This is a genomic window from Clostridium saccharobutylicum DSM 13864 (genome assembly GCF_000473995.1).
Taxonomy (GTDB): domain Bacteria; phylum Bacillota; class Clostridia; order Clostridiales; family Clostridiaceae; genus Clostridium; species Clostridium saccharobutylicum.
Map to the genome: position 1 here is coordinate 1,771,378 of NC_022571.1, position 23,098 is coordinate 1,794,475.

Genomic DNA, 23,098 nt, shown 5'->3' on the forward strand with positions numbered 1-23,098 from the left:
ATACTTATATAAAATACTATATAACATATGATTAAAATGATAAAATATAGATAATAAATCATTAGGAGGAAATTAATGATTAATGATGCTAATTGTGAAAATAAAGGACTATATGAAATAAGAAAGGCCAAACTGGAAGACTTAGAATCAATAGTGAGGTTTAACTATAATTTAGCAAAGGAAACTGAAAATAAAGACTTAAATTTAGAAGTTTTAACTAAAGGTGTTAAAGCTATATTATCAGATAAAAGTAAAGGTCAGTATTATGTTTGCACAATAAATGATGAAGTTATAGGACAAATAATGCATACATATGAATGGAGCGATTGGAGAAATGGAATGTTTCTTTGGGTTCAAAGTGTATATGTAGATGCTAAGTATAGAAGAAAAGGCATATTTAAAAAATTATACAATTATGTGAAGCAGATTTGTGATGATGATATAAATATAGCTGGAATAAGACTATATGTAGAAAAAGAAAATTTAAATGCTAAAACCACATATAAATCATTAGGTATGTATGAATGTAATTATCATATGTATGAATATGAAGTAAATAGATAAAAAAATGTATAGAATTTTAAGTATGTGAATGCAAATAATAAGCAATAAGTGATGTAAATATAGAAAGGAAGTGAATTTTAGTAGGGAAGATTGATTTAGACACGTGAAAACAGGCTGGCAGATAGATTTGTTATTTATTTGATGTGTCTTAATCCCTAACTAAAAAAATTATGAAAAGTGAAAAAATATTAAAAGATGGACACATTCATTCACCATATTGTCCTCATGGAACTAATGATCCTTTTGAATTATACATTGAACAAGCGATAAGATGTGGATTAGATGAAATGAGTTTTACTGAACATATGCCATTTACAAGATATTTTACTGATGATAAAAAATTTTTAGATGAATGTTCTCCATCAAAGGAAATTATAGAAAAATATTTTCATGATTTAGGAAAATTAAAACCAAAATATAAAGATAAAATAAAGATAAATACGGGGTTAGAAGTAGATTTTATAGATGGATATGAGAATGAAACAAAAGATTTTTTAAATATTTATGGACCTAAATTAGAAGATAGTATATTATCAGTTCATTTTATAAAAGTAAATGATGAATATATAGCTATTGATTGGAGACCAGGATTTGAAGAGGCTTTGGAGAAACTTGGAACAGTTGAACGAATATATGATAAATATTACGAAACACTTTTAAAAGCTGTAAGAGCTGATTTAGGAGAATTTAAACCAAAACGTATAGGACATCCTAATTTGATTAGAATTTTTAATAAATTGTATCCTATAGAATATAAAAATAAAGAGCTTTTACAAGAGATTGTGAAGGAAATAAAAAATGGGGACTATGAAGTAGATGTTAATACTGCAGGTCTTAGAAAACCATATTGTAACGAAATTTATGTAAGTGATATTTTCAAAGAATTAATAGAAGAATATGGAGTTAAAAAAGTATACGGATCAGATTCACATACAGCAAGTGATGTTGGAAGAGATTTTGATAAAGAATAATCATTAAAGATTAAAAAAGGGTATTATTTTATAAATTGGGGAGATATTTATGGAATTAAAGCGAAATAATTTTATAAAGGAAATTACATCATTTATTTTTATTGAAGATAAGCCTGAAAAAGCAGATATTATTTTTGTTCCAGGAGGATTATGGCCAGAGCCAATGGAAAAGGCATCTGAGCTTTGGTTAAATGGATATGCACAGTATATTTTACCGTCAGGAAAATATACATTAAAAAATAATTGTTTCACAAAACCTGCAACAAAATCAGAAAAATATAATAAAAAGTATGATACGGAATATGAATTTATGAAAGATGTAGGATTATCTTATGGTGTTGATGAAAAGGCAATACTTAAGGAAGATAATGCAACATGGACAAAGGAAAATGCTTTTAATTCGCGAAAAGTTACGGATGAATTAGATTTAGAAATAAAAAAAGCAATTATTTGTTGCAAATCTTTTCATTCTAAACGTGCTCTTATGTTTTATAGTTTTGCATATCCTGAAACAAAGTTTATTATATGTCCAGTGGATATAGAAAATATAAATAAAGAAAATTGGTTTGAAACTGAAAACGGAATTGATAATGTAATGGGGGAATTATCACGTTGTGGAGGTCAGTTTAAAAAGGCCATACCGATATGGCGTAAGAAATAAGGCATATAAAAATGATTTGATATGAATTGGTTAAGCAGGCATGTCAAATCTATGATTTGATGATGGTCGCTTGCTTTGTGAGTAGTCAGTTAGCGTATGCGAGTAGAGCTTCCTATAATGAAAAATAGACCGGAAAATGAACTTGTTATTTTTTTCATGTGCGTAACATTTAATATGTATTAAATATGAATTAATTTAAGAATAGGCAAGGTGATTTATGAATAATAATTTAGGCGTTACTTCAAATAAAATGATATCCATCATACACAAAGCTATTAATGCAGTAGATAAAAGACTTTTGAATCATGGACAGCGTGTAGCATATATTATGTTAAATTTATTGAAAGCAGATGGTTCTTATAGTGAAGAAGAAATTTTGAAAATTTGCTTTGTATCAATTCTTCATGATATAGGAGCATACAAGGTTACTGAAAGGGACAAGCTTACAGCTGTAGATATAATAACTCCTTTTAATCATGCTATTTATGGAGCGTTGTTTATAAAATATTTTTCTCCACTTGGAGATTTATACAAGATAGTATTAACTCATCATTTCACGGTTAAATATTATAAAGATAGACATATGGAAATTGTATCTAAAGAGGGATTATTGTTAAACTTTGCCGATTATTTAGATAGGATATATTTAAATAAGCAAGTAATTGAAAAGCTACATGAAGAAAAACAAAAAAAACATTATCTAAAAGAACATATTAACTTATTTATAGAAGCTGATAAAAAATATCAATTTATAGAAAAATTGATAGATGGTACATATATAACTGAATTAGATAGATTCTTCGAAAAAAGATATTTTACTAGAGAAAAAGTTGTTGCATACAGTAAAATGTTAGCTTATTGCATTGATTTCAGAAGTGAAGCTACAGTAATTCATACTATAACAGTAGAAGCTATAAGTGAACAAATAGCTAAAATATATGGCTTGGATGATGAAAAAGTGGAATTAATTAAAGTGGCAGCAACTCTTCATGATATCGGTAAAATAGCAATTCCAGTAGAAATATTAGAAAAACCAGGAAAACTTACTCAAGAAGAATTTGAAATTATGAAAAGTCATGCAAAGATTGGATATGATATATTAAGTGGAGTAAATATAGATGATATAAGAGATATAGGGACGCTACATCATGAAAAGTTAGATGGAAATGGATATCCTTTTGGGCTCAAAGCAGAACAAATTTCTGTTGAAATGAGAATAGTAGCAATATCTGATATTGTTAGTGCATTAGTTGGAGTGAGAAGCTATAAAGAAGGTTTCAATAAGGAAAAAATAATAAAAATATTAAAAGAGATGTCAGATAATAATAAGATAGATTCAACAATAACACATTTATTTATACAAAATTATGATTATATAGTTGATGAAGCAAAGAAACAGTGTGCTGATTTAATGGATAAATATTTAAATATACAAAATGAATATAAAGAAACGTTAAAATATTTTAGTTAAATATTATTTGAATGTTATTAAATTATTATAAGAGTAGTCAATAACGACTACTCTTATAATATTATGGGTAAATTACATTTGGTTTTTTGTTGGTTCAGATATGTTTTTTAGAGCTTCTTCTGCATTGTCCTGTAAAGTAGGTTCTACTGAAATATCTCCTAAAGAAACTATACCAACAAGATTATCATTTTGAACGATAGGTAATCTTCTTATTTGCTCTTTACTCATTATTTGTGCAGCATCATGAATATTCATATCAGGGGTTCCAGTAACAGGATTTGAAGTCATGACATCGCTTATCTTTTGGTTATTTGCATTATTACCTCCTGCTACACATCTTAAGGCAATATCTCTGTCTGTAACTATTCCAACTAACTTCTCATTATTACATACAGGTACTGATCCTACATCAAACTGTTCCATAATTTGTGCAGCTCTTTCAATGGAATCTTGAGAATTTAAACTTACTACATCTTTTGACATTATATCTTTTATAACCATAATGTTCACCTCCTTAAATATATTTCCCTATGAATATGTTTTTTATTAATATTAAATATTAAATTTATTATGTAGAATTATATTTTCAAAAATAATATTACTTTAAATAACCGATAAAAGTAAAAATAAATAACAAATACAACGTTTACATGCACGAATACAATTCATAATTAATATATATTACTATAAGGAATTATATATTAAAAGGGGTAGATATTATGGTGTTAGTAGTTATTTTTCTTTGTGCTGTATTAATTGGTTTTAATATTATTTATAATACTGACGAGACTCAAGAAAAAGATGACACTATAGAATCAGAAGTAAAAAAGAAGGTAAAGAAACTGTAAAGTTTACTTTTAAAGAAGGGATATTAATTATCATTCGATGAAAAATGATTTAGGTATGAGTAAATGTTTATAATAAAAAATAAAATTTTTTTGGGATACGATAAATATGGAGCATTTAGGCTATCTATATAATTTAGATAGTCTTTTTTATTGTGCAAGAAATTATAGGATTTGTGAGCAATGAAAACATGGTCCTATAGAAATATTCAAATTTATTTTTTGCTTTTTGGAAATTTATATGAATTTAAAATAATCATTGTAAATGTATACAAGAAGGTGTATTATTTAGTTAATCGGTTAACCTATAATTGGAGGTGTAATATGAACAAAGTTTGTGTTTTGGGAAGCATAAATATGGATTTAGTTTTTCAAATTGAAAATATGCCTAAAGAGGGCGAAACTATATTATCAAAACAATTCGATAAAAATCCAGGGGGAAAGGGCGCTAATCAGGCAGTAGCGGCAAAAAGATCTGGAGCCAGTGTTTATATGATAGGTAAGATTGGAAATGATGATAATGGAAGAACTATGGTTGAAGGATTAGAAAATGACGGTATAAATACAAAGTATATTTCAATTGATCCGAATGAACCAACAGGAATGGCAATTATAATGGTTAATAGTCAAGGGAATAACTCCATAGTTGTTGAAGCTGGTGCTAACATGAATATAGATAATAATGATATCAAAAATGCAGATGAGGCAATTATTAATAGTGATATTATAATTTCTCAATTTGAAACTCCAGATCAATCTGCAATTGAAGCATTTAAAAGAGCTAAGGAGTTAAATAAGATAACTATATTAAATCCAGCACCAGCCAAAAAAATAGAAGATGAATTATTAAAATATACAGATATAATAGTTCCTAATGAAACAGAAGTTGAAGTAATTACTGGTGTAAAAGTTTTTGATTTAGAAAGTGCAAAAAACGCAGGTCAATTATTAATAGAAAAAGGTATTAAGTATGTAATTATAACTTTAGGCGAAAAAGGAGCAGCGCTTATTTCAAAGGATAGAGCAGAAATAGTACAAGCATTTAAAGTTAATGCAGTGGATACTACAGCAGCAGGTGATAGTTTTATTGGGGGAATAAGTTGTAAAATTGATGTTAATGAATTTTCATTTGAAAGTTTACTCAAATCAATCAGATTTGGGAATATGGTTTCATCATTAGCAGTTCAAAAAGAAGGAGCTCAAATTTCAATTCCATATTTAAATGATGTATTAGAAGTGTATAAGGATAAGGAGGAGTTAAAATGAAAAAAACAGCTTTATTAAATAGTGATTTATCATCAGTAATTTCAAAAATGGGACATACAGATTTATTAGCAATAGGGGACTGTGGATTACCAATACCAGAGTGTACTAAAAGAATAGATTTAGCATTAATAAAAAATATTCCGAGATTTATTGATACTTTAAAAGTTGTATTATTGGAACTTCAAATTGAAGAAGTTATTATAGCATCAGAACTAGAAAATGAAAATTTAAGTTTATATGAACAAATAAAAAAAGAAATAGAAAATGTTAAGATAACAGTGATTTCACATGAGGAATTGAAAGCTTTATTAAAAGATTGTAAAGCAGTTGTAAGAACAGGTGAACAAACTCCTTATGCAAATATAATTCTAAGATCAGGAGTTGTATTTTAAGGGGATAAATTAAGGGTGATATTTAATTTAATATAGATATTATAATTAGATTTTAGACTTATGTGATAGCTAACCGAAATAGAGGTCATGCATTTGTTTCGGTTACTGAAAATTTTAATAGATGCTTCTAAGACTGCAAGTTGTACCCGCAATGCTTGGTTCATAGACACGCTGTGAACAAGCATGCACGGAACAATATTGCAAAGGAAACTCGACTCACATTCGTTCGCTGAGTAAGTTCAATTAGCCAAATCATAGATTTGGAATTTCACTTAAGAAGCATAGCTATTAAAATTTTTAGAGGCAACACTACACAAATGCATGACCTCTATTTCTACTTTTGGATATATATTCAAAGCATAAGTGTGATTTATAAATTGGATATCTATAATTAGGATTTTAAATATAAAGTTATATTTTGAGTTTAAGGGGAGGAGATTAAATGGATACAAGAAAACCAATGCTAAAGATGGTTAATGTAAGTAAAAGTTTTCCTGGCGTTAAAGCCCTAGATAAAGTTAATATAACAGCTTATGGTGGAGAAGTTACAGCTCTTTTAGGTGAAAATGGAGCTGGAAAGTCTACATTGATGAAGATATTGAGTGGTGTATATCAAAAAGATGAAGGACAAATTTTTGTTCAAGGTGAAGAAGTGAAATTAAAGGGAATTAAAGATGCAGAGGAGCATGGAATAACAATAATTCATCAAGAGTTAAGCGTAATTCCTAATTTAACAATAGCTGAAAATATGTTTTTAGGAAATGAGAAGTATAGTAAGTTTTCTAGAAGAATTAATAAAAAGCTGCTAGTTGAAAGAAGCAGAATATTTTTAGAGCAAATTGGATCAAATTTAGATCCTAATATGCTAGTTCAAGATATTGATGTTGGGCAAAGACAAATGGTTGAAATAGCAAAAGCACTTACCAAAAATGCAGGAATTATAATAATGGATGAACCAACTACTGCACTTACAGAAGTCGAAACAAAGGAATTATTTAAAGTTATAAAAAATTTAGAGAAAAAAGGAATTGCAATTATTTATATATCTCATAGATTAGAAGAAATTTTTGAAATTTGTGAGAGAGTTGAAGTTATAAGGGACGGAAAATATGTAGGTGAAGCGCTTGTAAAAGATATTGATAATGATAAGCTAATTGCAATGATGGTAGGTAGAAAAATAGAAGACCAATTTCCTTATAGGAAAACTGAGATTGGTAAAGTCATACTCGATGTAAAGGATTTAAATTATAAAAATAAAGTTAAAAATGTTAATTTACAAGTTAGAGCAGGCGAAATGGTAGGAATAGCTGGTCTTATGGGATCAGGAAGAACAGAGATGGCAAAAACAATTTTTGGTGAATTTAAAAAAACATCAGGAAGTATATCAATAGAAGGAAAAACATTAGAGATAAACAATTCTAGAGATGCTATGAATAATGGAATTTGTTATGTTTCAGAGGATAGGAAAAGTGAAGGCTGCATACTTGGAATGTCAGTTGGTGACAATATGACTTTATGCAATCTAGATTCATATGAAAGAAAGAATAAATCCTTAGATAAGAAAAAAGAAGTAAATGATATTAATGAATATATTAGAAAGATTAATATAAAGACACCTAGCAAAGATCAATTAATTAAAAATTTAAGTGGAGGAAATCAGCAAAAGGTTGTTTTAGCTAAATGGTTAATGTTATCTCCAAAAGTTTTAATTATAGATGAACCAACAAGAGGAATAGATGTAGGTGCTAAGAAGGAAATTTATGAATTGCTTAATGAATTAAAATCTATGGGAAAAGCAATAATTATGATTTCATCAGATTTGCCAGAATTGCTTGGAACAACCGATAGAATTCTTGTAATGAATGAAGGAAAGATTTCAGGAGAAGTTTCTAGAGAAGAAGCAACTCAAGAAAAGATTATGAAACTTGCAGTAGGAGTTTAATTATAGTAAAAGCAAACTACTATTATACTCATTATTATTTTATTTCAAATTGTAAATAAGAATGTAGGGGGATTTCAAATGAACGAAAATGTAAAATCAAATTTAAAGAAATATAGATCACTTATAGGATTATTTTTGTTATGTGTGATAATAGCAATTGCAACTCCAAGATTTTTAACACTTTCAAATATAACTAATGTTTTAACACAAATTGCAGTAAATGCGATAATTGCAGTAGGAATGAGTTTTGTTATATTGACAGGGGGAATAGATTTATCAGTTGGATCGACAGTAGCATTAAGTGGTGCAGTAGCAGCTTCAGTAGTATTATCTACAGGAAGTATTCCACTTGCAATTATAGCAGCAATAATTGTAGGGGCAGTTATTGGTTTGATTAATGGTGTTTTAGTTTCTAAAGGAAAATTGCAAGCATTTATAGCAACCTTAGCAACAATGACAATATTCAGAGGTGAAACACTTGTATTTACACAAGGTAATCCAATTTCAAAATTACCAGAAAGTTTTATGGTTTTAGGAAATGGATCTTTAGGATTTTTACCAGTTCCAATTTTAATAACAATAATAGTTGCAGTAATAGCAATATATGCTTTGTCTCAAACAAAACTAGGAAGATATATATATGCAGTTGGAGGTAATGAAGATTCATCAAGGCTTTCAGGAATTAATACGAATAAAATAAAAACATTAGTATACATGGTAGCAGGGATTGCGTCAGCAATTGGAGGAATTATATTAACAAGTAGAATTGGATCAGCTTCACCTAACGCAGGAACAGGATATGAACTAGATGCAATAGCAGCAGTTGTTATTGGTGGTACAAGTCTTTCAGGTGGAGAAGGTAAAATATCAGGAACAATAATAGGTGCATTAATTATTGGTGTAATTAGCAATGGACTAAATTTAATGAATGTATCCCCTTTCTATCAATCAATTGTAAAGGGTTTAGTAATATTAATAGCTGTTCTATTAGATAAGAAACAAAAAAATAACTAGTCCATAGGAGGGATAAACATGAAAAGAAAGAGTTTAAAAGCTCTAGCATTATCTATGTTTTGTATATTAGTAATGTGTTTGTTTTCAGGATGTTCAAGTAGAAATGATAAAAAGACAATAGGATTAGTTTTATCTACTTTAGATAATCCATTCTTTGTTTCAATTAAAAATGGTGCAGAAACTAGGGCAAAGGAGTTAGGATATAATTTAATTGTTTTAAATTCTGAAAATGATCCAGCTAAAGAAAGATCTAATGTAGAGGATTTGATTCAAGTTGGTGTTGTTGCATTATTAATTAATCCAACAGATAGTGATGCTGTATCCTCATCAATAAAAGTTGCAAATCAAAAGAATGTTCCAGTAGTAACTTTGGATAGAAAAGCTAATGAAGGAAAGGTTGCAGCTCATATTGCATCAGATAATGTAGCAGGTGGAGCTTCAGCAGCGGAATTTGCATTAAGTAAATTAAAAGATAAGGATAAAATAAAAGTTGTAGAGTTACAAGGAACACCAGGTGCATCAGCAACAAGAGATAGAGGTAAAGGTTTTGACGAAGATATCACAAAAGACAGCAGGGTTGCTATAGTATCAAGTCAATCAGCAGATTTTGATAGAGAAAAAGGTCTTAAAGTTATGGAAAATATCATACAAGCGGTACCAGACTTTGATGTTGTATTTTCACAAAATGATGAGATGGCACTAGGAGCAGCAAAGGCATTAAAAACAGCTAAGAAAGATGTTGTAGTAATAGGATTTGATGGTAATCTAGATGCGGAAGATGCAATACTTGGAGGAACTATGACAGCAACAGTAGCTCAACAGCCAGAGGAAATCGGAGCTATTGGAGTTGATATATCAAAGAAAATAGATAATGGTGAAAAAATAGATAAAGATATAGCAGCTTCAACTAAAATTCTTACCAAAGATGATTTAAAGAACAATTAGGCACATGAAAATAAATGATAGAGCAGTATGTTTTTATATTTTGTGATATGTTGGGTTGTTAATTTCGCATAATAGCTTACTATGGACAAAACTTATCTCGCTGTCTGACACAAAATGCACGTCGAATCTTTGGAATATTATTTTCTTTAATGTCTATAAAGTAAGATAATAGCAGTATATGTTATAATATATTAAAGTATTTTTACAGTAATTAATGAAGAACAAATATAGAGGTGTAATAATGAGAAGTGTAACTATGAGTGATATTGCACAGGAAGCAAAGGTTTCCAAAACAACAGTATCTAAAGTTCTTAATAATAGAGAAATAAATGTTAGTGATTCCACAAGACAAAATATATTGAATATTGCTAAAAGACTTAATTATATTCCAAATGGAGTAGCAAGGAGTTTAACAACAAGAAGAACTAATACCATAGGAATAATACTACCTGATATTGAAAATCCTTTTTTTGCAGCTATGGCTAAAACAATTGAAGAAATGGCTGAGAACAGAGGATATAATGTTATTTTATGCAATTCATACAATAACGAAGAAAAGGAAGATAAATATATAAGACTCTTAATAAGTAAATTAGTTGATGGAGTAATTTATGGATCAGGTGGAAACAGCAAAGAAAGCTTAAATGTATTAAGAAGCAATAAAGTGCCTTTTGTTGTTGTTGATAGATATATAGATAGCACTTATAAATATAGTGGAGTATTTTCAAAAAACATTGAAGGTGTGAAAAGGGGCGTTAGATATCTTTATGATTTAAATCATAGAAACATTGCTTTTGTTGGTGGAAGCTGCAAAGTAAAATTAGCTAAAATGAGAAATGAAAGCTATGTAGAAATTAGTAAAGAATTAGGTGTATATAATAAAGATTTAATGGTAGAAGCTGACTTTTCAATTGAAGGTGGAATGAGAGCTACTGAAAATTTATTATCTATAACTAAAGATATTGATGCTATATTTTACAGCAGTGATGTAATGGCACTTGGTGGAATGAAATATTTAATACGACATGGATATAAAATTCCAGATGATATATCAGTATTAGGATTTGATAATATAAATATATCAGCTTTATTTGAACCAGAGCTTACAACTGTAGCACAACCTATATACGAAATAGGAAAAACTTCTTGTGAACTTCTAATAGATATAATTGAAAAGAATTGCGAAGATAGAATAATTGAATTAGATACTAATCTAATTCAAAGAAACAGTGTTAAAATGAAAACAGAATAATAAATAAATTGCAACTTGAAGTTATGTGATGACTAACCGAAATAAGGGTAATTCTTTTGTTCCATTGCTAGATAATCTTACTGTGGATTTCTATCAGCAGAAGTTGTACCCATTCCAGCATGCTCCTTAAGCAAGTTAAGGACATGCTAAAATGGAACAACTTCTACTGAAGAAATACCTACAGCCATATTATCAATGCAATGCTACACAAAAGAATTACCCTTATTTCTAGTATTGAATATGTATCAAACTATAAAATTTATTTATTAGATAAATATTTTTACGAATTTATTGAATGTTTAAGTAGGAATTTTCACTAGAAACCAAAAATATTTTTATTTAGAAGTACTATTAAACATCACAATTTATTTTTTAATGATTATTTCAAAAAAGTATTTCATTTCTAGTATAGATACCATTTTAGCATGTTACCATTATTCAGTGTGGCAGAGTAAAGTGGAACAACTTCTGTTGAAGAAATGCCTATAGCCAGATTATCAATGTAATGCTACACAAAAGAATTTCCATTATTTCGAGTATTGAATATGTTTCAAACTATAAAATTTATTTATTAGATAAGTATTTTTACGAATTTATTGAATGTTTAAGTAGGAATTTTCTCTAGAAACCAGAAATGTTTTTATTTAGAAGTACTATTGAACTTCACAATTTATTTTTTTATGATTGTTTCAAAAAATGTATTTGATTTTTTTAATGTTGAATAGAGTATATATTAATTCACTATTAAAAAGGCAATGAATATAATATATGGTATTTAAAATTATTTGGAGGCATTTTGAATGGAAAATAATTATAATAATTACGGTGATTATTATGATCAAAATCAAAAACAAGCATATGAAAGAAAAAGCCATAATCATGAATTTCAATCAATGACAGATTATGAAAAAGATAATGAAGGAATGGAACATACGCATCATATTGCTGGTATAACTGGTCCTTCAATTAGATATGAGCAATCTCATATTCATAGGGTGCGTGCATATGTAGATACATCAGGTGATCATTATCATGAAATAAGTGACACTACTGGTCCAGCTCTTTATTTAAATGATAAGAAACATGTTCATTTAATAAGGGGAACAACAAGCTATGATGATGGACATACTCATGATTATTATTTTATTACTCTAGTAGAAGATCCAGCTAATATACCAGAAGAGAGTAAGTATTAAAGAAGTTTTTAGGGGATGGCTCTTTTGGAAATGATTAAAAGGATATTGAATTCTAAGTATTAGTTTTTTATTTGTATATAGATTTAGAAGAATAAGTTAAGGGCAATAAACATTAATTGAAAATGTTTGTTGTCTTTTTTTGAGTAATTTATAGGAGTGGTTTTCTATATTAATCTGTGTTATTTTTTAGTAAAGATATATTATCAAATAAAATCATTTAATGGTATAATGAGGGAAATAATGAAGAAATGTGATATGATTGGAATAGATTATTTATGGAGATGATTGTAATAATCATTATGTCTATAATCGGCAGTTTGAATTGATAGTTTTCAATGATTAGAATAGAAATATTTTATTATATATATAATTATTTAGAAAACAAAAAGCAGGAATATGGGGAAGATAATGTAAATCATTTTATTGATCTATATGATAATATAACAAATAGTAGATTAAAAATTATTTTTGCTAAAATGCATTTTGAAATAAATTCTTTATTTAAGTATCTGAATCAAAGATTAGGGACATCTCATTATACGGCTGCTGAAAGTAGAGAACTTATTAAATGGATTGATGAAATATATGAAATTCAAAGTAATTTAAAAAGAACAGATTTAGAATTTTCTATAAATTCATATTACCAGGATATTTTTACGAAGTGTAATGAGTTTTTATGCGAATCAGGAGGAAGTCCAATACCATCAGAGTTTAAGAAAGTAACATTAATTTTGATAGAACCAATTTTTATAATTCCAAATACGACTAAAGTTATAACAGGAAAAGTCACAGCTTTGTATCCAATCACATTAATAGGCAAAGGATCATATGGACAAGTGTTTAAATATAAAGATGATTATTATAATAAATACTTCGTTATTAAGCGTGCAAGTAGCAATTTAACTGAAAAAGAGTATCAAAGATTTAAGATAGAATACGAGGAAATGAAAAAGCTTAATTCACCGTATGTAGTTGAGGTATATAGATTTGATGATGATAAACGTGAATATATAATGGAATACGTTGATGAGACATTATATAAATATGTAAGCACAAATAATAACAAGTTAACTAAAGGTGAACGAAAAAATATTGTTTTGCAAATATTGAAGGCATTTGAATATATTCACAATCAAAACTTATTACATAGAGATATCAGTTTAACAAATATTTTAATAAAGAAGTATGAGAATTTAAATGTAGTTAAAATATCAGATTTTGGACTAGTCAAAACACAAAATAGCAATCTAACAAGTATTAATACGGAATTAAAGGGATCATTAAATGATCCGGATTTGGATGTTTACGGATTTAAAAATTATGGTGCAACTCATGAAACCTATGCATTAACAAGAGTAATATATTTTGTTATGACAGGAAGAGTAAAGGCTGAAAAATTTAATAATATGGCTATGAAAGAATTTGTATTAAAAGGCCTTGATAAAGATTTAAATAATAGATATCAGAGTATTTATGAATTAAAGGTAGCATTCATGAAGCTATAAGAATAATATTTGGAAATGTATTTATTTATATGTTATATGTACCTAAAAAGTGTAGATATTCTAATAATAGAAGGAGAGAGAAAATGATAAAATTTTCATTTATTAATGTAAAAGATATTTCAAAAATTTATAAAGAAAAATATAGCAGTAATAATTTTTTAGGAGAAGAGACTAGAGTTACGACTGAAGAGTATGTTGCTGTTTCATATTATGATAGCATAATTAATGATTTAATTAGTACGGGAATAATTACAAAGTATAAGTATAAGGGTTGCTTAGAAAGGATTGCTAATGAAGCATATGAGGTTGTAATTCGAGACAACTTGTATAACATGTTTTTTACAGTTGATTCATTCGAACATTGTAATCAATTAACAGTAACAATTGATTATAATGAAATGTATAATCTAGAAAATAATTTAGAAAAATTAAAATTTGGACTAAAAAGTCTATTAATAAAAGATTGGAATAGATGCATTTGGTTAATAGATGAGCAATCTGAAGCACTTGCATCTCAATTATACAATAAAATATATTTTGTTGAAAACTTGATTAGGGAACTTGTTAATAATGTTTTGATAAAAGTATTAGGAGTAGATTGGATTCATATGCCAGAATTTCATAAAGTGAATAAACAATATAAATTAAGATCTTTAGATTTTAAAAGAACAGTAGATAATTTTAAAAATGTTGATGATTCATTAATATCAATAACTACAGATACTTTATTTGAGATAATGAAAACTATAATCTATGACCAGAATGTAGAGTTAAATGAACTAATACAAAAGAAAAGTGATATTAAGCTAAAATTATTTGATAATGATAAAAATGGATCTGTTCTACAGATTTTGAGGGAGTTATATAATAAAAAGTATAATCTTTGGGAAGATTTTTTTAAAAATCTTTTTCCTAGTGATGTTGAGACTATAATTACTGATTTCATAAAAAATAGAAATCATATAGCACATAATAAATTAGTAGATTTTTATGCAAGCAAAAAAATTGAGGACAATATAACAAGAATGCGTGAAATTATAGAAAGTGCGATAACTAAAACTAATGATATTGAAATGTCAAAGGAATATTTAGAGACGTTAGGAACTATTGATGAACAGGAAAGAGATGAAAATGAATTTATTTTATCATTAAAGAAATCAGATACAGGGGTTGATATAAGAACAGAAAAGGAAATATTTGAATACTTAGGAGATGTATTAGAAAAATTTTATTCAATTATACATGATAAATTTTACTTTAGTGCAGAGGTACTATTAACTGAGTTTATAAATATAAAAGTACAAGATAAAGAAGTTGAAGTATTTAAAATTTGTAATAATGTCAATAAAGAAGATACACTTTGTGTTTATGGAAAGATTGATATAACAGAAGGAGAAGGTGAAACAAGCAAATTGCTTATAAATATTAAATGTAAAGATAATATTTTTATGAAAGCTGAAATTGAATATACAAATGGAGAAGTTATCTATGATGCAGAACAATCTTGTTATATGCCAGAAAGGGATTCTATGATTAACATTGAAGTGTTAGATGATTTGAGTGCAAATTTAATTGAGTATGTTGAAAATGAAATGAATACTTTAAAAAAAGAGATTGATGATTCAAGATATTCAATTTTAAAAGATGGCGGAAACTTACCAGTTGCGGATTTGGCTTGTTGGAATTGTGGTTGCGAATATATTAGTATAGATGACGATGTATATCCATATGGAAAATGCATTAACTGTGGTGAGGATAATAATTTAAAAGAGTGCGGTATATGTGGAGAGTTATATAATGAAAGTGAAGATGGTGATGATTTTTTCTGCGGTTATTGTAAGCAGAAGATAGACGAAGATTAATATCATACAATATAGAATTACATATAATGTGAATGGGGAATATTGATTTATAAATATGGGGAGCAATATATGACATATTGTGCAGCATGGAAAAAAGAAGGTAAAGTATTTTTAATTTCAGATACTGCGATATCTAATGAAAAGAAGGAATCTGAATATGATATTGGTTCATTTGGAGAGCGCTTTGGCATTTATGATAATCATTCAGTAAAAGAATCAAAAATAAAAATAGTAAAAGTTAATGACAAAATAGCAATTGCTTTTTCTGGAATTGTAAAGAATGCTAAAGAAGCAATCAACTCTTTTTCAATCAATATTGAATTTAATAGTATAGAAAAATCATTAAAAAAATTGGAAGAATCAAATGAAAATAGTGATTTTGAACTTATTATTATTAGCTGTGAAGAGAAAAATTGCATATACCATTTTAATGGACTAAAAGTAAAAGAAATTAATGATTTTGTTGACATCGGCTCAGGAAAAGATAAGGAATATTTTTCAAAAAACATAAGTTATTATATAAACAGTCCAAATAAGTTAATTGAACTAAATAGGGACGATTTATCACTGAGAAGAAATTATGATTTTGATGCAAAAGAACATTTAGTAGATGTGTTAGCATATATACAAACTTTATCATTGAGTGATAATCTAATAGAAAATGGAGCGGATGGGTTATTTTTTGGATTATATATTGAAAATGAAATTAAGTGGTGTAGAGATTTATTATATTTATGATGATAGTCTTAGTAGTTTTAGAACTGTGTCAATTAATGAAAGATTAGCATGGTGTTTTCATACTCTGATTATAATAGAATCTTTAGGTGTTATTCTAATGATATAAGCGAATATGGAGAGATTGTAGAAAATAAATACTTACAAAAAAGCATATATAAATCATTGGTAGAAAGTTTCTCAGACTATGTCATATTATATAATAAGTCCAGCAGCAGTATAATTGTAAACAAAATTAATAAATGGCCATATAATACTTTTTTAAAAATATGGCTGAAAAGAAACGAAGATAATACTAAATACGCATTTGCATTTTCATATTACTATGAAATATTGAAAGAGTTTATTGATGACATAAATGAAGATGTAAAATTATACAATATTATATGTACAAAGGAACATTTTAGTCCAACAGAAGATTACGTAGGATAATTTACTATAGATGATGTTGATGATATAGAAGTAGAATATGATTGTGATTTAAGAGCTTTAGATGTTGAATATAATGGGATTGATGAATTTATATATATGATGGATAACAATATTTATGAGCAACATAATATTGTTATTATAGATTATAGATATTTATTTGATACAATACTTGAAAAATACAATGAGTATAACTTTGCACAAATAAATCTTAAAAATTTGAATCTTGAATCATTAATAACTACCTGCTTTAGCAATATAGCTTCAAGTAATTTTGAAAAGTATGGTTTTTATATTATTAAAGATAAAAATGATCCTTGTATTATAAATGATTTTTCTATATATGACTGGATTTGTAGTTATAATAATTGCAAAATTCATGAAACACTAAATAGTAAATCAAAAGATGCGTTAAGTAAATTTACTTTTGAAGCAATTAAAAAATATTACTTTGATGAAAGATACTTTGGAATAGATAAACTAATTATCTGTTGTGATAACATAGACATTAACGAGGTATTAAGTTATGTACCTAAAAAAATGTAGAATCGGAAAATTCAGACATTTTTTTAATAAGGAATTTCAATTATGATACTAATATAGATGGAAGGTTTAAATATTGGTACTTAACTACGTAATTCCATATATGATGGGGTATAATTATGATCAAATTAGATGGTTAGAAGCAGGATATGATCATAATAGTGAAGAGTATAATTAATTGATATAGTTGGAAAGAAACTAAATATATTATCATAATTATTATGGCTTAATATAAATCAACTCCATATTATGCACATTCTCATTAGGCTAATAATACGAAGCTGGGATTGGGGACGGCAAATAAAAATTGTTCTTTAATAATTGGACAGTACGATATTTGTAAAATATGCTAGGATTAACTGAAAGATAAATTGTAATTTATCGAGTTGTTAATTTATTATTAAATTATGAAGAAAATATAACCAATGAAGTGTATAAATTTGAATTTGAGAGGATGTTTTTATGAACAATACTAATATGCCTATATATATTTATCTTGACCAAAACAAATGGATAGAATTAGCAAAAGGAATAAAAAATAAGGAAAGCAAGTATGAAACTTTATACAAAGAGATGAAGTGTAATGTAGAATCTAATATTTGGGCGTTCCCACTATCAATTATTCATATTGCCGAAAGTATGAAAAGGAAAGACGAAGAATCAAGAAAAAACTTATTAAACTTAATGTACTCTTTATCAAAGGGCTGTTCAATATCTGATTATACAACTGCAAATATTATAGAATTTAATTACTGGGTTAGTAATGGCATGGTTGACTACAAACAGATACAGAATAAAATAATTTCCAATGATTTAGTTAAAATCATTGGGCTGTCAACTACTGACGCTATTGTTAAAATTAATGGAGATACAGATATTTCAAATGAAAAAATCAAGTTTGTTAAAGACTTTATAGTTAAACATTCTTGTGACAAAGAAATATTCGAATGTATTTGTGGACAATGTTCTCCTTTGAATGAAGATGAAGATTTTTATTATAATTGTTTTGAGATAGCACGTAAGAGTTTTATGATTTGGAAGGAACAAATAAAGAAATTAGATGAATATAAAGAAAAACATGTATATCCTGCATACTTAATTAAAACTTTCTTTGAGGAATATGGAAAAATAATTAGTGGATTATCTCCAGCAGATAAACATAAAATTAAATTGATTTTTGATTGTAATACTCAAAATAAAGAAAAAACCATTAAATTGTTGGAATCATTGCCAGGATTTAATATACACAATAGATTAGTATATGAATTGTTCTCTAATCAGTGCAAAAAAGTACACAAACACGATTTTTTTGATTTAGCTTTTTTGCGTGTAGCTGTTCCATATTGTGATATTGTGATTGGAGAAAATTACTGGATTGATAGAATACAATACTACAAATTAGATCAACAATATAAAACAGTAACAACAACAAAATTACTTGAATTGGGGAATTTATGAAATAAATTAGACTAACACTTATATTTAAAATGGTTTTATTTTACAATGTAAAAATTTTGTTAATAAATTGTTTGATATTAAAGGTAAATAACAACAAATTCCAATTTCGTAGAGTAAGTTATAAGTGTTATCAATTGCTATTGATACGATGAACTATCATAAATAGAATACAAATTTCTATTATTCATATAACTAGGAAAATGATTTAACCATAAAAAGCATACTGAAAAGCAATTAAACTTGAAAATAGTGAAATAAAAGAAGAATATTTATTTGCATTATATTAAACTTATAAATAATGTAAGAATGATAAGATAGATAGGTGAAATTAATGACAGATATTTTTTGTGCTATAGATCATATTCTATTATATGCTGATTATAGTGATCCACAAGTGCACAAGCATTGGGCAAAGCATATATTTATTAGTTTAAATGGAAAAATGAATTGTATTATAGAAGGTCAAAAGGTGGAATGTGAAGGCATAATGCTTTCATCAAATGTATTTCATACTATTGAAAGTAAGGGAACAGTCTTAGTATATTTATTTGATGAAACTACAGATGTAGCAAAAAAAATTGAGGAAACGTATTTGAAAAAATCTAAATATAAAGTTATCAATTTAAGTAAAGTACAGAAAATTAAAAAAATCTGGAATGAAAGCATGTTAAACTTAAATGAACTCAAGAATATAAAAGATATTTATCTAAAAACACATAAAAAAATCTTAGAAATAATTAAATTAGATGTTACAAGATTGTATATTGATGATGATAGAATTAAAGAAGCATTGTTATCACTTTGGAATAGAAAAGAAATTAATGAAGGTGTAATAGAAGAATTAGCTGAAATGGTATTTTTATCGCAAAGTAGATTTTCTCATTTATTTAAAGAACAAACGAGTATACCACTTAATAGCTTTTTAGTAATGATGAAAATTGTAAAAGCATATCAATATATACTAGAAGGAAAGAGTATCACAGAAGCATCAATACAAGCAGGATTTAATAGCTCTTCGCATTTTGCAACAACCAACAAGCGTCTGCTTGGAATTAGTGCGAATGAAATAAAAAAATGCGCAAGGATAATGCAAATATAATTAGGCACATGAAAGAAAATAACAAGTCCAAAATGCCCTGATTATTTTGATTCAGGCAAAGAAGTGGATTTGTCTCATAGTGGGCTATTAGAGGAATTTGCTGATGAGCAGAGAACCCAAATCTATGATTTGGTGTGAATCGCTTACTCAGTGAGCGTATGTGAGTCGAGTTTCCTTTGATGCAAAATAGGCTTGGCAGATGGATTTGTTATTTTTTTGAATGTGCCTTAGCGTTTATTTAGAAGTTTTATTTTTATAACATTATTATAATAAAGGCATAGTCAAATGCAGTAGATGACTATGTCTTTTTATATTGGAAACAGTGAAAAAAGTATACTTGCTTATTATGCTTTTTTGCATGTTTTATGTTAGGAGAGAAGATAAAATGAAGAAAGTTAAAATTACCTTTAAAAAGGGCTTATTTAAATTAAATAAGCAACCTAATATTAATTATCAATTAAATCGTATAATAATGTGGAATGATGGTGATGTTGAAGATATTGAGAGCATTGCTAGTAAAATTAATGATAGTGAAACATGGAAGGGAGAGCTTATTAGAATAGGCAATATGGCAAAAAATGAAGGAAGAATAAAAGAAGCTATTGCTTATTATAGAATGAGTGAATTTTTTATGTATGACGGAGATGAGGATAAGGTTAAGTATTATAAATTGGCAACAGATATATTTTATGATTATTATAAGGATTATTTTGAAGATGGAACTGTAAAACGATATGAAGTCCCATATGATAATGTAAATCTTCCAGTATTATATGCAAAAGCAGTAGGTGAGAGGAAGGATATTATTTTGCTTCATGGAGGAAATGATTCATACATGGAAGAGTTATTTTTTCCAATGCTTTATTTTTCAGAGCATGGTTTTGATGTATATCTTTTTGAAGGGCCTGGACAAGGTAGCGTCATGAGAATTCAAGGAAAACATTTTAATTATCAATGGGAAAAGCCTGTCACAGTTATATTGGATTATTTTAAATTAGATAATGTCACAATTATAGGAGCATCCCTTGGCGGAATGTTAGCGCCAAGAGCTGCTGCTTATGAAAAGAGAATTAAAAGAGTTATTGCATGGTCAGTCTTTCCAAGCTTTTATTCTGTTTTATTAGGTATGATTCCACCATCATTTAAAATAGCAATAAAAATTTTAATTAAGCTTCATTTATCATTTATATTAAATTTTGCTTTTAGAAAGAAAGCTAAAAAAGATTTTACAATAGATTGGGGAATCAAACATGGAATGTATGCTTATAATGCAAAATCACCTTATGAGTATGTAATAAAACTTAAGAAATTTCAAATGATAAATGTTGGACATTTAATAGATCAAGATGTATTAGTAATTGGGGCAAATAAAGATCACTTTATTGATTATAAATTGTTTAAGGAGGAATTAGATGCTTTAAATAATGTACATTCTCTTACATTTCGTCTTTTTACAGATAAGGAATGTGCTTCAAATCATTGTAATATGGGAAATACAAAGTTAGTACTTGATACTATGATTAATTGGATTAAATTAATTAAATTATAGCATATATGGGTACTGGGACAATTTCTTTAAAGAAAGTTATATGTAATTTGACAGAAGCATTTGAGAAAACTAATTTTCAAATATATATTTCAACAGAGCAAGTAAGACAGTATAACAACTACAATTGGACACATACAATCTAATATTATAAGTGAGAGCTACTTATATTATCGTAAGTATCGCTAAATTACAATTTAAGATTGAACAATATAAATAGTAATTTATCTGTATGTTAATCAGCGTATTAATTTTAATGGAATAGGGGGAAAAACAATATTACTTGCAAGAGCATCTTAGCTTGAACAAGAGGCTTTTATAGGAAACCAAGCAGGAGGAAGAGTTTTTCTTTTCTTAGAAACTGATGATTTTTGGCGTGATTATAATGAAATGAGAAAAATATAAATATTAATAAAAATAAAAGCTTGATAATTAAAAGAAATGCTGTTATAATAAATATTGTAATAAAAAAGGTTTTTTATAGATAGTATGCATTTCTCCTTTTAGAGAATTATATGGATCGATATTAATCTTTAATTTAAAAGGAGGAATTAAATATGGAAGATAAGACTTTAGTATGTAAAGACTGTGGAAATGAATTTGTTTTCACAACTGGAGAACAAGAATTCTACAAAGAAAAAGGATTTGATAATGAACCAGTAAGATGTCCTGATTGTAGAAGAGCTAGAAAACAACAAAATAATAGAAGATAGTTATGGTTATTTTAAGAGTTATAAGATTTTTCTTATAACTCTTTTTTAGCATATAATCTGAAAATATTAAAGCATATAAAAAATAGATGATAAAATAAACAATGGTATAAAGAATATCTTGTAACTGTAAATTAAATAATACAGTGTTAATATAGGATTATAGAATAATGGTGATTATTACTTGTAAATTAGATTGGGTGAGGTGTGGCAAATGAGTGATAAAATAGTAATTCAAGCTATGAAAGAGTCAGATATAGAGCAAGTACTAAATTTATGGAATGATATTTTTGGTACAACATTATTTTTAGAAAGTTCTGTTACAAAAAGTGATTTAATAACATATTTGAAGAAAAATCCAGATGCTAGTTCTGTAGCGTGTACAGATGATGGGAAAGTAATAGGGGCTCTATTATGCGGAAGCGATGGCGTTAGAGGATATATATATCATATTGCTATATATAATGAATATAGAGTTAATGAAATTGAAAAAAGGATGTTGGATCGTTCTTTATTAAAATTAAAAGAAGTTGGAATTAAAACAGGTTTCATATTTACGAAAAGCAACAATCATGAAATGGATGCAAATTTCAATTCTATAGGGTGGGTTGTAATTCCTAACGAACTTAATTTAGGTAATTAATTTATTTTGATGGAGGATTTAAGGATAAAATTAAGAAGTAAATTGGAAT

The 23,098-nt window shown here is 27.3% G+C and carries 23 protein-coding genes and 1 pseudogene; 23 read left to right on the forward strand and 1 reads right to left on the reverse strand.

From position 1 onward, the window contains the following. Positions 1–75 precede the first annotated feature (75 nt). The 4 genes from CLSA_RS07725 (at position 76) to CLSA_RS07740 (ending at position 3,667) form a co-directional block, all read left to right on the forward strand. Positions 76–564: a GNAT family N-acetyltransferase gene (locus CLSA_RS07725; RefSeq protein WP_022744947.1), complete on the forward strand. Its 489-nt coding sequence runs from the start codon at positions 76–78 to the stop codon at positions 562–564. A 170-nt stretch (positions 565–734) separates the two neighbouring features. Then, entirely contained in the window at positions 735–1,535 is an 801-nt protein-coding gene (hisJ, locus tag CLSA_RS07730; protein ID WP_022744950.1) for a histidinol-phosphatase HisJ, read from the forward strand. Between the two features lie 49 nt (positions 1,536–1,584). Next, on the forward strand, positions 1,585–2,196 hold the full coding sequence (locus CLSA_RS07735; protein ID WP_022744952.1) for a YdcF family protein: 612 nt from the start codon (positions 1,585–1,587) through the stop codon (positions 2,194–2,196). 217 nt (positions 2,197–2,413) lie between these two features. Further along, positions 2,414–3,667 carry an HD domain-containing phosphohydrolase gene (locus tag CLSA_RS07740; protein WP_022744955.1) on the forward strand — a complete coding sequence of 418 codons (1,254 nt, stop codon included), beginning with the start codon at positions 2,414–2,416 and terminating at the stop codon, positions 3,665–3,667. A 72-nt stretch (positions 3,668–3,739) separates the two neighbouring features. Here CLSA_RS07740 and CLSA_RS07745 read toward each other — a convergent pair whose 3' ends face one another. Beyond that, positions 3,740–4,168, reverse strand: coding sequence for a CBS domain-containing protein (locus CLSA_RS07745; protein WP_022744957.1), 429 nt, complete (start codon positions 4,166–4,168; stop codon positions 3,740–3,742). A 218-nt stretch (positions 4,169–4,386) separates the two neighbouring features. Between CLSA_RS07745 and CLSA_RS24245 the strand changes: the two genes are divergently transcribed. The 19 genes and pseudogenes from CLSA_RS24245 to CLSA_RS07830 all read left to right on the forward strand — a co-directional run bounded on the left by CLSA_RS24245 (position 4,387) and on the right by CLSA_RS07830 (position 23,049). Beyond that, positions 4,387–4,515 carry a hypothetical protein gene (locus CLSA_RS24245; RefSeq protein WP_022744960.1) on the forward strand — a complete coding sequence of 43 codons (129 nt, stop codon included), beginning with the start codon at positions 4,387–4,389 and terminating at the stop codon, positions 4,513–4,515. Between the two features lie 321 nt (positions 4,516–4,836). After that, entirely contained in the window at positions 4,837–5,778 is a 942-nt protein-coding gene (gene rbsK / locus CLSA_RS07750) for a ribokinase (RefSeq protein WP_022744963.1), read from the forward strand. Next, positions 5,775–6,170 carry a D-ribose pyranase gene (rbsD, locus tag CLSA_RS07755; RefSeq protein WP_022744966.1) on the forward strand — a complete coding sequence of 132 codons (396 nt, stop codon included), beginning with the start codon at positions 5,775–5,777 and terminating at the stop codon, positions 6,168–6,170. The genes rbsK and rbsD overlap by 4 nt, the downstream gene beginning before the upstream one ends. 442 nt (positions 6,171–6,612) lie before the next feature. Beyond that, entirely contained in the window at positions 6,613–8,112 is a 1,500-nt protein-coding gene (locus CLSA_RS07760) for a sugar ABC transporter ATP-binding protein (protein ID WP_022744969.1), read from the forward strand. 78 nt (positions 8,113–8,190) lie between these two features. After that, positions 8,191–9,126, forward strand: coding sequence for an ABC transporter permease (locus CLSA_RS07765; protein ID WP_022744973.1), 936 nt, complete (start codon positions 8,191–8,193; stop codon positions 9,124–9,126). 18 nt (positions 9,127–9,144) lie between these two features. Then, positions 9,145–10,071: a ribose ABC transporter substrate-binding protein RbsB gene (gene rbsB, locus CLSA_RS07770; RefSeq protein WP_022744976.1), complete on the forward strand. Its 927-nt coding sequence runs from the start codon at positions 9,145–9,147 to the stop codon at positions 10,069–10,071. A gap of 241 nt (positions 10,072–10,312) precedes the next feature. Next, positions 10,313–11,323, forward strand: a complete 1,011-nt coding sequence (locus CLSA_RS07775; protein ID WP_022744979.1) for a LacI family DNA-binding transcriptional regulator — start codon at positions 10,313–10,315, stop codon at positions 11,321–11,323. An 800-nt stretch (positions 11,324–12,123) separates the two neighbouring features. Continuing rightward, positions 12,124–12,519, forward strand: coding sequence for a YmaF family protein (locus CLSA_RS07780; RefSeq protein WP_022744981.1), 396 nt, complete (start codon positions 12,124–12,126; stop codon positions 12,517–12,519). Positions 12,520–12,854: 335 nt separating this feature from the next. Next, on the forward strand, positions 12,855–14,024 hold the full coding sequence (locus tag CLSA_RS07785; RefSeq protein WP_022744982.1) for a protein kinase domain-containing protein: 1,170 nt from the start codon (positions 12,855–12,857) through the stop codon (positions 14,022–14,024). 83 nt (positions 14,025–14,107) lie between these two features. Beyond that, positions 14,108–15,886, forward strand: a complete 1,779-nt coding sequence (locus CLSA_RS07790) for a hypothetical protein (protein ID WP_022744983.1) — start codon at positions 14,108–14,110, stop codon at positions 15,884–15,886. Between the two features lie 69 nt (positions 15,887–15,955). Further along, a complete protein-coding gene (locus CLSA_RS07795; protein ID WP_022744984.1) occupies positions 15,956–16,624 on the forward strand; it encodes a hypothetical protein in 669 nt (222 codons plus the stop codon). Between the two features lie 48 nt (positions 16,625–16,672). Next, positions 16,673–17,053, forward strand: a complete 381-nt coding sequence (locus CLSA_RS07800) for a hypothetical protein (RefSeq protein WP_022744987.1) — start codon at positions 16,673–16,675, stop codon at positions 17,051–17,053. A 96-nt stretch (positions 17,054–17,149) separates the two neighbouring features. Next, the gene (locus CLSA_RS07805) at positions 17,150–17,596 is read left to right on the forward strand and encodes a hypothetical protein (protein WP_022744991.1); all 447 of its coding nucleotides are present in this window, start codon (positions 17,150–17,152) and stop codon (positions 17,594–17,596) included. 459 nt (positions 17,597–18,055) lie between these two features. Next, complete coding sequence (locus CLSA_RS07810) at positions 18,056–19,051, forward strand: hypothetical protein (RefSeq protein WP_022744994.1); 996 nt, start codon at positions 18,056–18,058, stop codon at positions 19,049–19,051. Positions 19,052–19,382: 331 nt separating this feature from the next. After that, a complete protein-coding gene (locus CLSA_RS07815) occupies positions 19,383–20,150 on the forward strand; it encodes a helix-turn-helix domain-containing protein (protein ID WP_022744998.1) in 768 nt (255 codons plus the stop codon). A 385-nt stretch (positions 20,151–20,535) separates the two neighbouring features. Next, positions 20,536–21,699 (forward strand): alpha/beta fold hydrolase, encoded by a 1,164-nt coding sequence (locus tag CLSA_RS07820; RefSeq protein WP_022745001.1) that lies wholly within the window; start codon positions 20,536–20,538, stop codon positions 21,697–21,699. A gap of 255 nt (positions 21,700–21,954) precedes the next feature. Continuing rightward, positions 21,955–22,098: pseudogene (locus CLSA_RS23820) on the forward strand (VOC family protein); the annotation flags it as partial. A 155-nt stretch (positions 22,099–22,253) separates the two neighbouring features. Next, a complete protein-coding gene (locus tag CLSA_RS07825) occupies positions 22,254–22,409 on the forward strand; it encodes a zinc-ribbon domain-containing protein (protein WP_009169078.1) in 156 nt (51 codons plus the stop codon). 211 nt (positions 22,410–22,620) lie between these two features. Beyond that, positions 22,621–23,049, forward strand: a complete 429-nt coding sequence (locus tag CLSA_RS07830; protein ID WP_022745006.1) for a GNAT family N-acetyltransferase — start codon at positions 22,621–22,623, stop codon at positions 23,047–23,049. The last annotated feature ends 49 nt before the right edge of the window (positions 23,050–23,098 follow it).

What these genes read in the sequence shown, in the direction of transcription:
- CLSA_RS07725 (WP_022744947.1), top strand. Translation starts at nt 76, where the DNA reads ATGATTAATGATGCTAATTGTGAAAATAAAGGACTATATGAAATAAGA.
- hisJ (WP_022744950.1), top strand. Translation starts at nt 735, where the DNA reads ATGAAAAGTGAAAAAATATTAAAAGATGGACACATTCATTCACCATAT.
- CLSA_RS07735 (WP_022744952.1), top strand. Translation starts at nt 1,585, where the DNA reads ATGGAATTAAAGCGAAATAATTTTATAAAGGAAATTACATCATTTATT.
- CLSA_RS07740 (WP_022744955.1), top strand. Translation starts at nt 2,414, where the DNA reads ATGAATAATAATTTAGGCGTTACTTCAAATAAAATGATATCCATCATA.
- CLSA_RS07745 (WP_022744957.1), bottom strand. Translation starts at nt 4,168, where the DNA reads ATGGTTATAAAAGATATAATGTCAAAAGATGTAGTAAGTTTAAATTCT.
- CLSA_RS24245 (WP_022744960.1), top strand. Translation starts at nt 4,387, where the DNA reads ATGGTGTTAGTAGTTATTTTTCTTTGTGCTGTATTAATTGGTTTTAAT.
- rbsK (WP_022744963.1), top strand. Translation starts at nt 4,837, where the DNA reads ATGAACAAAGTTTGTGTTTTGGGAAGCATAAATATGGATTTAGTTTTT.
- rbsD (WP_022744966.1), top strand. Translation starts at nt 5,775, where the DNA reads ATGAAAAAAACAGCTTTATTAAATAGTGATTTATCATCAGTAATTTCA.
- CLSA_RS07760 (WP_022744969.1), top strand. Translation starts at nt 6,613, where the DNA reads ATGGATACAAGAAAACCAATGCTAAAGATGGTTAATGTAAGTAAAAGT.
- CLSA_RS07765 (WP_022744973.1), top strand. Translation starts at nt 8,191, where the DNA reads ATGAACGAAAATGTAAAATCAAATTTAAAGAAATATAGATCACTTATA.
- rbsB (WP_022744976.1), top strand. Translation starts at nt 9,145, where the DNA reads ATGAAAAGAAAGAGTTTAAAAGCTCTAGCATTATCTATGTTTTGTATA.
- CLSA_RS07775 (WP_022744979.1), top strand. Translation starts at nt 10,313, where the DNA reads ATGAGAAGTGTAACTATGAGTGATATTGCACAGGAAGCAAAGGTTTCC.
- CLSA_RS07780 (WP_022744981.1), top strand. Translation starts at nt 12,124, where the DNA reads ATGGAAAATAATTATAATAATTACGGTGATTATTATGATCAAAATCAA.
- CLSA_RS07785 (WP_022744982.1), top strand. Translation starts at nt 12,855, where the DNA reads ATGATTAGAATAGAAATATTTTATTATATATATAATTATTTAGAAAAC.
- CLSA_RS07790 (WP_022744983.1), top strand. Translation starts at nt 14,108, where the DNA reads ATGATAAAATTTTCATTTATTAATGTAAAAGATATTTCAAAAATTTAT.
- CLSA_RS07795 (WP_022744984.1), top strand. Translation starts at nt 15,956, where the DNA reads ATGACATATTGTGCAGCATGGAAAAAAGAAGGTAAAGTATTTTTAATT.
- CLSA_RS07800 (WP_022744987.1), top strand. Translation starts at nt 16,673, where the DNA reads ATGGTGTTTTCATACTCTGATTATAATAGAATCTTTAGGTGTTATTCT.
- CLSA_RS07805 (WP_022744991.1), top strand. Translation starts at nt 17,150, where the DNA reads ATGATGGATAACAATATTTATGAGCAACATAATATTGTTATTATAGAT.
- CLSA_RS07810 (WP_022744994.1), top strand. Translation starts at nt 18,056, where the DNA reads ATGAACAATACTAATATGCCTATATATATTTATCTTGACCAAAACAAA.
- CLSA_RS07815 (WP_022744998.1), top strand. Translation starts at nt 19,383, where the DNA reads ATGACAGATATTTTTTGTGCTATAGATCATATTCTATTATATGCTGAT.
- CLSA_RS07820 (WP_022745001.1), top strand. Translation starts at nt 20,536, where the DNA reads ATGAAGAAAGTTAAAATTACCTTTAAAAAGGGCTTATTTAAATTAAAT.
- CLSA_RS07825 (WP_009169078.1), top strand. Translation starts at nt 22,254, where the DNA reads ATGGAAGATAAGACTTTAGTATGTAAAGACTGTGGAAATGAATTTGTT.
- CLSA_RS07830 (WP_022745006.1), top strand. Translation starts at nt 22,621, where the DNA reads ATGAGTGATAAAATAGTAATTCAAGCTATGAAAGAGTCAGATATAGAG.